The organism is Microvirga aerilata, assembly GCF_016743775.1.
GTDB lineage: Bacteria > Pseudomonadota > Alphaproteobacteria > Rhizobiales > Beijerinckiaceae > Microvirga > Microvirga aerilata.
Genome location: NZ_JAEQMY010000125.1, coordinates 1 through 10,135 on the forward strand (window position 1 = coordinate 1; position 10,135 = coordinate 10,135).

Sequence of the window (10,135 nt, forward strand, 5' to 3'; positions counted from 1 at the left end):
TCAGGCGCAAGCAGGATCAGATCAGCAAGGCTCTCGACCAGCATGGAGGCCATCACGACGAGGTCTGTGTCGCCGCGCTCAAAGCGCTCCTGCACCAGCTGGTTGATCTCACAGTGCAAACAGTCGGACATCTCGTTCTCTCTGGCAGCGGGTCAGATCCACCCTGCGCATGGTGCCCCTTTAGCAGGGCTTCCAGGAGCTGTCTAACCAGACTTCAGGGTGCGAGCGAGGGGCGTGACAAGAAGTAGGCCGCGCCTCTACCTTTGCCTCTAACTTTAGGACGTGCCACGATCTACCCGCCTCGCCGCGGCTGCAGCGCCCGTTCGCGAATGACAGCATCCTCACCACCGAGATCATCAAGCTCCTCATCCGCCTCGGCTTCCAGCAGGGGCACAGGAGCAGCTGAAGTGAGAGCAACATCAGCCGCAGGTGCACCCAGCTCTGGGGTTTGCCCCTGAACCGGCCAGGTTGAAAGCCGGTCCTCCAGAAGGTCGAGCAGGCTGTTGAGCGCAGCGTTCGCGACGTCCACCTCGAAAACCGATGAAGTGCCGTCGAAAGCTAGACGCCGGCGCTGATACGCGGGCTCGGCACTGACTTCCGGCCCGAACCAGGGCAGCGGAGGCAAGTTTGGCTCATCCACCGGCGCAGCCTCAAACGCACCCAGATCGAGGGGACCGGGCCTGACGAAGTGAGGGGCTTGGATCTCGTGTGAGCCGATGGGCAGCCTGGTGCGCACGTACTCGACCTGTCCTTGGCTGACGCCAGCAGGGCGTGAGCACTGGCGAGAGGCAGGTCGGTGTGCTCCTCGGACGCGCCATCACCACCAACCTCAAGGATCAGGCTGCTGCGGGTTTCCTCGATCTGCACGAATGTGCTGTGGCGCGGCTGGTCAGGGAAGTAGCCCTCCAGCACCCGCTCGCCTCCCCTCTCCTTCTGGATCAGGCGAGCCAGAGACGGAGCGATGATGAACAGGCGCTGCATGGGCACGCGGTGGAGCCATTCTCACAAACTGTCGGACGGGCTTCCGCCCTGCCCTGAACGTAGGGCATCTCCTTGGGAGAGGAAGCTCAAGCTGCGCTTTATGGGAAGTCGGTCAGGGCCGCGGCCAGCGCTCCTACCAAAAGAGAAGCGCCCCGCATCGCAGAGGCGCTTAAGTTCCAGAGAGGACCAGCCCCCAGCCGCTCCATCAGGGACCCGATCAGAATGCCTGAGGAATGAGGCTGTGGCTGTACCGAAAAGGGCACAGGCACCCAGAGATGCATCCTCAGACGCTGGCCAGCAGGAGGCTGCTCCGTTCATGGGGTGGCTAGCCCAAACGATCCTTCAGGGGGTCGTCGATGTCATTGACGATTAGATCAGGATTGATCCGCATCAACGTAACGGCAGACTCAACAACTATGGACAGGTGCGCACGCAAGGTTTGCTCCGCCGCATCAGGATCCCTGGCCTCCACCGTTGACAGGATCGTGCGGTGCTGGTCGATCAAACAATCAATCGGCGTCACATGAGACAGGCTGAGAAAGCGGATGCGATCAAATTGGGCCTTCTCGTTCTCGACAACAGACCAGATATTTCCATATCCGATGCCATTAGCAAACGTACGATGGAATCTATCGTCTGCCTCTGTAAATAACTCTGGGTCTGTAGCGGCATTCTCCTGGTCGTGGATAGCTTGCTGTGCCTCGAGAATGGCCGCCTCCGGTAGGCCGTGTTCAGCCGCCTCGCGAATAATCGCCAGCTCAAGCGCGTTTCTCACAAAGCGAGCACGCCGCACCGCCTGGAGCGAAATAGGAGCAACATAAGTTCCGCGCTGCGGTAGGACCTTGATAAGACCATCGTCAACTAACCGAACGATTGCTGCTCGTACCGGGGTGCGGCTTATTCCGAAACGTAAGCCCAATTCGTTCTCTGACAATCTTTCGCCCGGCCGTAGCCGCATGCGGATAATATCAGTTCGAAGTGTCTGAAAGATCGTTTCCGCATCCGGAGGCATAGACCTGATGTGGGGGGCCTCCACGTTTTTTGGTGCCATCACTCCTCCAGCCGCATCAAGTCGCCAACTCTTGACAAGCTACCAACTTGTATACAAGAATACATGACGGTTGTCGACACTTCTTCAATAAACAACGTCAGTCTCTTTCAAGGTGCAGCGAACAGAGTTGCTCCAGAAAGCTAACCGGGAGGTCTCAAATGAGTTTTCTGAGTAGCGCCATGCGCGCTCTAGCAATCTCCGCCTGCTTTGTCGGTTTTGTGAGTTCAGCGAGCGCTGACGAAGCCATACCAACAAACAGCCCGCGCGTGCAGGCGATCCAGAAGGCCGGCGCGTTTCGCATCGGTGTTCTGGCCAATCCTCCCTGGCTGGTCGAAAATACCAGCGGAAGCGGCGAGCAGTGGTCTGGTCCAGGTTGGACCCTCGCGAAAGAGTATGCGCGACTGCTGGGCGTGAAGCTCCAGCCTGTCGCAGTGTCGCATGAGACGAAGGTTCCGGTGCTGGCGTCGAACCAAGTCGACATGACGGTCTCCCCCCTCTCTGTTACGCCGGAGCGGCTCAAGGTCATCGACTTCGTCACATACGCATCCACCAGCCTTTGCGTCTTCGGCCGGGCTGATAACCCAAAAGTCGCCAATGCAAAAAGCATCGACGACTTCAACAAGGAAGGTGTGGTGGTGGCCTATTACACGGGCGGTGGCGAGGAGCATTGGGTGAAAACCCGCTTCCCGAACGCTACGCTACGTGGTGTCTCTACCGCGGGCACTGCGGCGCCGGTGGAGGAAATCATGGCAAAACGCGCCGACATCACCCCGATCAACCGGATCCCTTGGGTGGCACTGAATAAAAAGGTCAAGGGGCTGAAGGCGCTCCCCGAGGGCAACAACTGCCAAGATAGCAAGGAGATGGGGACCGATATTGGTTCGGCCATTCACAAGAACCAGCCCGAGTTCCTCGCCTGGCTGAATGCTGTTCGCGACCGGATGCAGAAGCAGCTGGTAGCTGAAGAAGCGCAAATGGTCGAAAAGATGTGAAGTGGCAGCCGGCCGCCTGATAAGAGCGGCCGGCTCTTCGCGGATAGATCAAACAATCCTCCGGGACACTGTCATGGATTTTGACTTCTCGCCCTTGCTTGGTAGCTGGCGATTTCTAGCCGCTGGCCTGTGGTTGACAGTTCTGCTCTCGATCACGGCCGTGATTGCAAGCTTTGTATTTGGGCTGGCGGTCGCACTCGGGCGCCTCTATGGCCCCGCCTGGCTGAAGGCCGTGCTCGTATTCTACATCGACTCAATGCGAGCCATCCCGGTCTTCGTCGTCCTTGTCTGGATCTATTTTGCAGTCCCGATCATCTCAGGTTACACATTTGCACCCTTCTGGGCTGCCCTTACTGGCATCACCATTCATGTGGCCGCTTACGTTGCCGAGGTCATCCGCGCTGGCCTGACGTCAATCCGCAAAGGACAGATCCAAGCAGGCTTGGCCATTGGCATGTCGAACTCGCAAATTCTGCGCCATATCCTGCTGCCTCAAGCAATCGTGCGCATGTTACCTGCCTTTGGCTCCATCATATCGGTCACCATCAAGGACACCGCTATCGCAGCAGTTATTGCTGTTCCAGAACTGATGCGGCAAGCCGAGACCTTGGCAGGGCAGAGTTACCGGCCGATCGAGATATTTACCACTGTAATGGTGATCTACTTCCTCATCATTTTTCCAGTTACACGCCTCGTTGACCGGTTCTACACCCGCGTCGCACATCTAGGTCGATCATGAATCTTGATTGGTCCATCGTTTGGCAAAGCCGGTGGCTCCTGCTGGAAGGTGCAGCCGTCACCATCTTGCTGACAGCATTAACGATGCTGATCGCAGTGCCAGGTGGCGTGGTGCTTGCTCTTATGCGTGGGTCGAGCTTCAAGCCTGTTGCCCTGTTCGCGACGGGTTTTGTTGAGCTGTTTCGAAACGTGCCGTTGCTGCTCCTTGTCTACTGGGCATTCTACGTGATGCCTGTGCTCACGGGATTGGGGCTCTCGCCGTTCGCCACAGGTCTCGTCGCGCTTTGCCTCAATGTCTCTGCCTATAATTCAGAGACCTTTCGATCAGGTATAAACTCAATCCGTATAGGGCAGACAGAAGCCGGGCTTGCTTTGGGCATGAGCAAGGGTGAGGTCTTCCGCCAGATCGTCCTACCGCAGGCTTGGCGTCGCGTTCTGCCAATTCTCGCCAGTACCTGGGTTTCCCTCTTCAAGGACACCTCTCTTGTCTCGGTTATTGCTGTCGGTGAACTAGCCCATACAGCCATGCAGATCCGCTCCCAAAGCTTTCGTGTGTTGGAGATGCTGACCGCAATGGCCGCGATTTATTGGCTGATGGGCTATCCCCAAGCAAAGATCGTTGATTGGATCCACAGGAAGTATGGAGTGCGGGAATGACCGCTTTCACCCGCAAGAACGCCGACAAGCCGCCGATGCTTATCTATGACAAGGTGCGCAAAAAGTATGGAAACTTCACAGCTCTCGATGGCGTGTCACTGAACGTCAACGCTGGCGAGGTCGTCTGCCTAATTGGCCCATCAGGCTCCGGAAAGTCGACCCTCCTTCGCTGTACCAATGCTCTGGAGACACTCGATGGTGGTGAAATAAGTTTCGAGAGCAGACCACTGCCAAAGACTGAGCCTGAGATGCGCAAGGTCCGTCAGCGCATGGGGATGGTCTTCCAGAGCTTTGAATTGTTCCCCCACAAGACGGCCTTAGAGAACGTCGCAATGGGTCTGACAACCGTCAGGAAGATGGGCGCGGAGGAGGCGCACAAGCGCGCTACGGCACTCCTAACGAAGGTTGGTCTAGCCGATAAGACCGCCAACTACCCAGCCAACCTATCAGGTGGGCAACAACAACGTGTCGCCATTGCGCGTGCGCTAGCGATGGAACCACATGTCATGCTGTTCGATGAGCCGACTTCGGCGCTCGACCCCGAAACTGTGGGCGAGGTTCTCAGTGTGATGCGCACCCTTGCCGATGAAGGTATGACGATGGTGGTTGTCACACATGAAATGAGCTTCGCGCGTCGCGTGGCGAATTGGGTTGTGGTCTTCGAGCGCGGACAGTTGCTAGAAGAAGGCCCGCCTCAGCAGATCTTCGAGGCTCCGACCGCTGAACGAACGCGGGAGTTTTTGAGCCACCTCGGTTGGAACGGCTAACACTCACAAGCAGGCTTAGTTATTCTAACCAGAACGGCTATGCCAGGCCCATAGGAGGCATGGGCGTGATCCTAGCAAAGCAGAATGATGTAAGAGAGCCCTGTCGGTCGATGCTAGCGTGTTCAGCGACTACTCCGAAAGAGACCTGTTCCCCTAAGTAGCCTCCGACTACCATACCAACAGAGAACCCTGATGCCTGGCTGGAGAGCCGCTCCTCGGCTCAATTATGGTTCCTTCGGGAGGAATGATGACGTCGAATGTAACACGCCGGAGCGTGTTGGGCGGATTGTCCGGCACAGCAGTTCTGTGTGCATCCGGGGCGCTCGCTCAGTCCGCCAGGCTTCCCTCCAGCCCAATTTCCCTGAACATTATCGATGTCGCAGGGAACCTTCAGCTGACACAAGCCGCAATCGAGCGTTTTGCTCGCGAAAATCCGAAGCTTGTCTCTCGTGTGACCTTCAACCGTGCCACCTCGCCCGAGCTGCCGGGCAAACTTAAAGCTCAGCAACAAGCCAACAAGGTTGATATCGATCTGGTGCTCACAGGGCCTGGCGCTATGTCCGACGGTATCCAGCAAGACCTCTGGGTGGATGTCTGGACATCCTTTGCGGCGAACTTACCAAAGCCCGAGGATACGTACCATGAGCAGGCGCTCATCATGCAGAAGAACTTCGGACAGGATAAAGGGGTGGCGGTCGTCTATTCGCCATCCGGCCCTCTGTTCGAGTATGCGCCAGATAGGGTGAAAACAGTACCCAAAACGGCAGCCGATCTCCTCGCCTGGGTTAAAGCCAATCCAAATCGCTTCACCTATGCAAGGCCTGTCAATTCAGGGCCGGGTTGGACATTCCTGATGGGTATGCCCTACATTCTTGGCGACAAGGATCCCAAGGATCCGATTAATGGGTGGGACAAGACCTGGAATTACCTTAAGGAACTCGGAGCAGGGATCGATTACTATCCGGCAGGGACTGGCGCTACGATGAAAGAACTCGGTGAAGGCACCCGTGATATGATTGTGACGACCTGCGGCTGGGACATCAACCCGCGGGCGCTCGGCATTGTCCCTAAAGAAGCTGAAGTCTTTGCCCTTGAAGGCACCCACTGGATCCCTGATACACAGTTCATGTGCATTCCAAAAGGCGTTCCTGAGGAGAAGATTAGCGTCGTCCTCGCGCTCATGTCATTTATGCTCAAGCCGGAGCAACAGGCTGTCACCTATGACAAGGGCTACTTCTACCCGGGCCCAGCGGTCAAAGGAGTAACTTTGGCCATGGCACCGCAGGAAAGTCGCGACATCCTAAAGGAGTTCGGTCGTCCCACCTATGACGATCTGATTGCCAAACTTCCGACCGAAGTGCCGCTTACGCCAGAGCGGCTGGTTGCAGCCTTCAGGCGTTGGGATCAGGAGATTGGCAGCAAAGCGAAGTAACATGCGTTTTGCTGTTATTGGGCTCGACCACCGGCATATCTATCATATGGTTGGCGGCTTACTCGACGCTGGTGCTACCTGTGTCGGGTATGATCCGAGCACGAGCGACGCACGTGTTCTCGAAGGTTTCCAAGAACGCTTTCCCCAGCTCACTCCCATGGAGAAAAGTTATCTCCTGGACGACGGTTCCGTTCACGTCATCTTGTCGGCAGCGGTACCCTGCAACCGGGCCGGTATCGCCGTTGAGGCCATGTTGCGTGGCAAAGATGTCATGGTGGATAAGCCGGGCGTGACATCCTTTGAGCAGTTGGCTGCGGTTCAGCAAGCAGTACGCGACAAAGGCCGCATTTTCTCAATCTGCTTCTCTGAACGTTTTGTGGTTCCATCGACCATTGTAGCCGGAAAGCTTATCGCCGATGGGGCAATTGGCCAAGTGGTGCAGACGATTGGGATAGGGCCGCATCGGCTCAACCGTGCAATCCGGCCGCCATGGTTCTTTGACGTCAGGAACCATGGTGGCATTCTGATCGATATCGCATCCCATCAGATCGATCAATTTCTGCACTTTACAGGATCGAACGATGGCAACATCATCGCTTCAAGTGTCGGCCATTTTGGCCCGGAGGACCTTGCGGACTTCGAAGATTTTGGCGAGATCCTGATCAGGAGTCCGCAAGGGAGTGGCTACATTCGCGTCGATTGGTTTACCGCAGAGGGTCTCCCAACATGGGGCGACGGGCGTCTCTTCGTTCTCGGAACGGAAGGTTCCATCGAGCTGCGTAAGTACGTGGATCTGGACGGAAGGTCAGGGACTGACCATTTGTTTATTGTCGATCGTACCGGCACCCGGTACATCGACTGCAGTCATGAGCCACTCACTTATTTCAAAAGCTTCCTTAACGACGTGCGCGACCGGACCGAAACTGCCATGAGCCAGACGCATGTGTTAACCGTTTGCCGGTTAGCATTGGAGGCTCAGTTGCATGCCACAAAGCTTCGTAGGGCCCCAAGGCCCGCAGCCAGAGAGCCATCACGTTCATGAGAAAACTTGGCTTGGCTATGATCGGACTTGGACCAGCATCGCAGCCTCATTCAAAAAGCCTTGTGGATCTCTCCGACCGGGTGAATGTTCATTGGGCTGCAAGCCGGTCTTCCGAGCGCGTCAATGCTTATGGGCAGCAGTTTCCGTTTCGCACCACTACAGATATTCAGGCAGCTATCAATGATCCTGCTGTGGAGGCTGTGCTCGTTCTGACGCCGCCGAGCAGTCACCTCGAGGTGTCACAGCTGTGTTTTGCTGCGGGGAAGCATGTTCTTGTCGAGAAGCCGCTTGAGCTGACCCTTGAACGGGGGGAGCATCTAGTCCAAGCGGCGAACATGGCTGGGCGACATCTGGGAGTTGTTCTCCAACATCGCTTTAGACCAGCCAGTCTGCGGCTGCGGCAGGCACTTGAGGCGGGAGAGCTTGGGACAGTTCAGGCAGCATTTCTGTCAGTTCCATGGTGGCGTCCCCAAAGCTACTATGACGAGCCAGGACGCGGAACTCTTGCACGGGATGGTGGAGGGGTGCTTTTAACTCAAGCGATCCACTCCCTCGACCTATTCCGGTCACTTGTCGGCGTCTCAGAGGTGATTGCGGCGGATGTCCATACGACAGAACTTCATCATATGGAAACTGAGGACTACGTGGCAGCTCTACTGCGCCTCGGCAATGGCGCCCCTGGAACATTGATGACCACAACTGCCGCATATCCTGGCTACCCCGAACGCATTGAAATCATCGGCACGAACGGTTTCGCAAGCCTTACTGGAGGAGCGCTGCATCTTGCGTTCTTGGATGGTGCGGAGGAAAAGGTCGAGGCCGAAGGGAAAACGGGGAGCGGAGCCAGCATTATGGACTTCCCGCACGATGCTCACCGCGCACTGATCACAGATTTTGTTGATGCAATCACGATGAATCGCCAACCGCTTGTCTCTGGAGATGAGGCTCTTGAGAGCCAACGCCTTGTCGCCGCAGTGTTAGCGGCAGGTGCGCGTTCCCCCAAGGGAGCTGCAGCGCGGTCTGTATCAGGGCGACAGAAGTTGTAGGATCACCTATGGGCCTTGATCTGATTAGTTTGAACCCGTTCCGCGGCTCATCCGTTTTTGCTCAGAAGTTCGGCCGGTAGGGCTCAAGCGCGCCGATCGCGCCAAGGATCACGCCGACGAAGTCGTCAGTCATGGGATAAAGGGAGACCTGTGCGCCGGAAAACATCGTGTCCTCGCTCCGCTGGTATTACCCAGATCAGCTTGAGGGTCCGACGGCTTCGCACCGTCATCTCAGCCCCGGCATCACGGAGCACCCCTGTCGATAGAGAGTTCCTAGCACTTATTGGAACACCAGCGCAACATCGGCCGACATAGGCTCTACACGATACCCCAGGCGCGGTAGCGGGTGCGGCCGGTGAGCTCACGTGGCAAAGCGCCACCGTGCTGCGCCAGCATCAGGTCGACGGCCTTAGGCGTGACCTTCAGCAGCTTGGCCCCGAGCGGCATGGTCACCAGCGGCCGCGACAGGAAGAGGTACACCGGCTCCAGCAGCCTGGAGTTGGAGCGGGTCTTGCCGAACTGACGGAATGCGCCTCTCTGAGGGCTTCACCCAGACTCTTGGAATAGCAAAACGGAGCCGCCCAGGGAGTTGAACAACCGAGCGGAGAACTCGCCCAGCTCACCCGCGGACGGGAGCGACCGATAAAGTGCTCCGAGTGTCCCGGCAGGCGCAGGGTTTCCCTGAGGCACACGATCCAGGAATGATGCAATTGCGTCCAATTACAGCAACCTCGACCGCCTCGATGGCCGCAGCCATGTCACGGTAGTCCTACCCCCACGGTATGAAGCGCAAGCCGTCACCCTCTCCATCGTCGGCTGCAAGCCCGGTGCGAGCGATTTTCCGGGGAGGATCATGGATGCCCCAACAGCCATTCGCGCGATCAGGGACTTTGTACTGCTGGCAGAGCTCAGCAAGCTTGATCGCCGCCACCTGCTAGCTGATCGATTGTCCAGGCGAAACATCGAGACACCTTCCATTGTGCCACACGACAGATCGCAGGTTACCCGAGACGAAGTCCCGGTTGCTATGCTCCTTCGGGTGGTCTGATAGCTTCCAAAAGGATGGCCTGATCGGGGGCAGATCTCCCGCGCTGCTGATCATGAGTGAGGTCAGATCTCCGCATCATGTCCAAGGTTGGGTAGACCTCTTCCCCTGCTCAGACCCAGCCTGCCCCTTGCAAGCCATCCAGGGGAACGCGCAAGGTTTGTGTAACAAACCGCGCCAAACCGGATATCGCGGGAACGATATCGGATAAGCGCTGCTGACTTATTCGTAATGGCAAAGCCTGAGGCAACGGAAAACACAGGGGACCTAATGATCTTCACGGGATGCCGGTAACGGAGAGGCCTGTATGGCGGAAGAAGCGGACGATCATCTCGGGATGCCGTTTGAGGCGGCCGAACTCGCGCCGGGCGAGCCGATGCAGGT

Annotated in this window: 11 protein-coding genes, 1 pseudogene and 1 riboswitch; of the genes and pseudogenes, 8 read left to right on the top strand and 4 right to left on the bottom strand. The window is 57.1% G+C overall.

The window, feature by feature from the left end:
• Positions 1–292: 292 nt before the first annotated feature.
• Positions 293–736, bottom strand: a complete 444-nt coding sequence (locus JKG68_RS28820) for a hypothetical protein (RefSeq protein WP_202065486.1) — start codon at positions 734–736, stop codon at positions 293–295.
• Positions 737–771: 35 nt separating this feature from the next.
• Between JKG68_RS28820 and JKG68_RS28825 the strand changes: the two genes are divergently transcribed.
• The gene (locus tag JKG68_RS28825) at positions 772–1,038 is read left to right on the top strand and encodes a hypothetical protein (RefSeq protein WP_202065487.1); all 267 of its coding nucleotides are present in this window, start codon (positions 772–774) and stop codon (positions 1,036–1,038) included.
• Between the two features lie 268 nt (positions 1,039–1,306).
• Here JKG68_RS28825 and JKG68_RS28830 read toward each other — a convergent pair whose 3' ends face one another.
• A complete protein-coding gene (locus JKG68_RS28830) occupies positions 1,307–2,032 on the bottom strand; it encodes a GntR family transcriptional regulator (RefSeq protein ID WP_202065489.1) in 726 nt (241 codons plus the stop codon).
• 158 nt (positions 2,033–2,190) lie between these two features.
• On the opposite strand from JKG68_RS28830, the gene JKG68_RS28835 reads away from it, so the two are divergent.
• The 7 genes from JKG68_RS28835 to JKG68_RS28865 all read left to right on the top strand — a co-directional run bounded on the left by JKG68_RS28835 (position 2,191) and on the right by JKG68_RS28865 (position 8,706).
• Positions 2,191–3,024 (top strand): substrate-binding periplasmic protein, encoded by an 834-nt coding sequence (locus tag JKG68_RS28835; RefSeq protein WP_202065491.1) that lies wholly within the window; start codon positions 2,191–2,193, stop codon positions 3,022–3,024.
• A 73-nt stretch (positions 3,025–3,097) separates the two neighbouring features.
• Positions 3,098–3,763 (top strand): amino acid ABC transporter permease, encoded by a 666-nt coding sequence (locus JKG68_RS28840; protein ID WP_202065493.1) that lies wholly within the window; start codon positions 3,098–3,100, stop codon positions 3,761–3,763.
• Positions 3,760–4,419: an amino acid ABC transporter permease gene (locus JKG68_RS28845; protein ID WP_202065495.1), complete on the top strand. Its 660-nt coding sequence runs from the start codon at positions 3,760–3,762 to the stop codon at positions 4,417–4,419. The genes JKG68_RS28840 and JKG68_RS28845 overlap by 4 nt, the downstream gene beginning before the upstream one ends.
• Before the next feature lie 35 nt (positions 4,420–4,454).
• Entirely contained in the window at positions 4,455–5,186 is a 732-nt protein-coding gene (locus JKG68_RS28850) for an amino acid ABC transporter ATP-binding protein (RefSeq protein ID WP_202065498.1), read from the top strand.
• 247 nt (positions 5,187–5,433) lie between these two features.
• Positions 5,434–6,618: an ABC transporter substrate-binding protein gene (locus tag JKG68_RS28855; RefSeq protein ID WP_202065499.1), complete on the top strand. Its 1,185-nt coding sequence runs from the start codon at positions 5,434–5,436 to the stop codon at positions 6,616–6,618.
• Between the two features lies 1 nt (position 6,619).
• On the top strand, positions 6,620–7,660 hold the full coding sequence (locus JKG68_RS28860; protein WP_202065496.1) for a Gfo/Idh/MocA family protein: 1,041 nt from the start codon (positions 6,620–6,622) through the stop codon (positions 7,658–7,660).
• Positions 7,657–8,706, top strand: a complete 1,050-nt coding sequence (locus tag JKG68_RS28865) for a Gfo/Idh/MocA family protein (protein WP_202065497.1) — start codon at positions 7,657–7,659, stop codon at positions 8,704–8,706. Before JKG68_RS28860 ends, JKG68_RS28865 begins: the two co-directional genes overlap by 4 nt.
• Positions 8,707–8,779: 73 nt before the next feature.
• Here the strand turns inward: JKG68_RS28865 and JKG68_RS28870 are convergent.
• Together JKG68_RS28870 and JKG68_RS28875 are read right to left on the bottom strand one after the other, a co-directional pair.
• Positions 8,780–8,872: pseudogene (locus tag JKG68_RS28870) on the bottom strand (YkoF family thiamine/hydroxymethylpyrimidine-binding protein); the annotation flags it as partial.
• Positions 8,863–8,974, bottom strand: a riboswitch (TPP riboswitch). Its footprint overlaps the pseudogene before it by 10 nt.
• A 50-nt stretch (positions 8,975–9,024) precedes the next feature.
• Positions 9,025–9,186, bottom strand: coding sequence for a helix-turn-helix domain-containing protein (locus JKG68_RS28875; protein WP_312891024.1), 162 nt, complete (start codon positions 9,184–9,186; stop codon positions 9,025–9,027).
• Positions 9,187–10,135 lie beyond the last annotated feature (949 nt).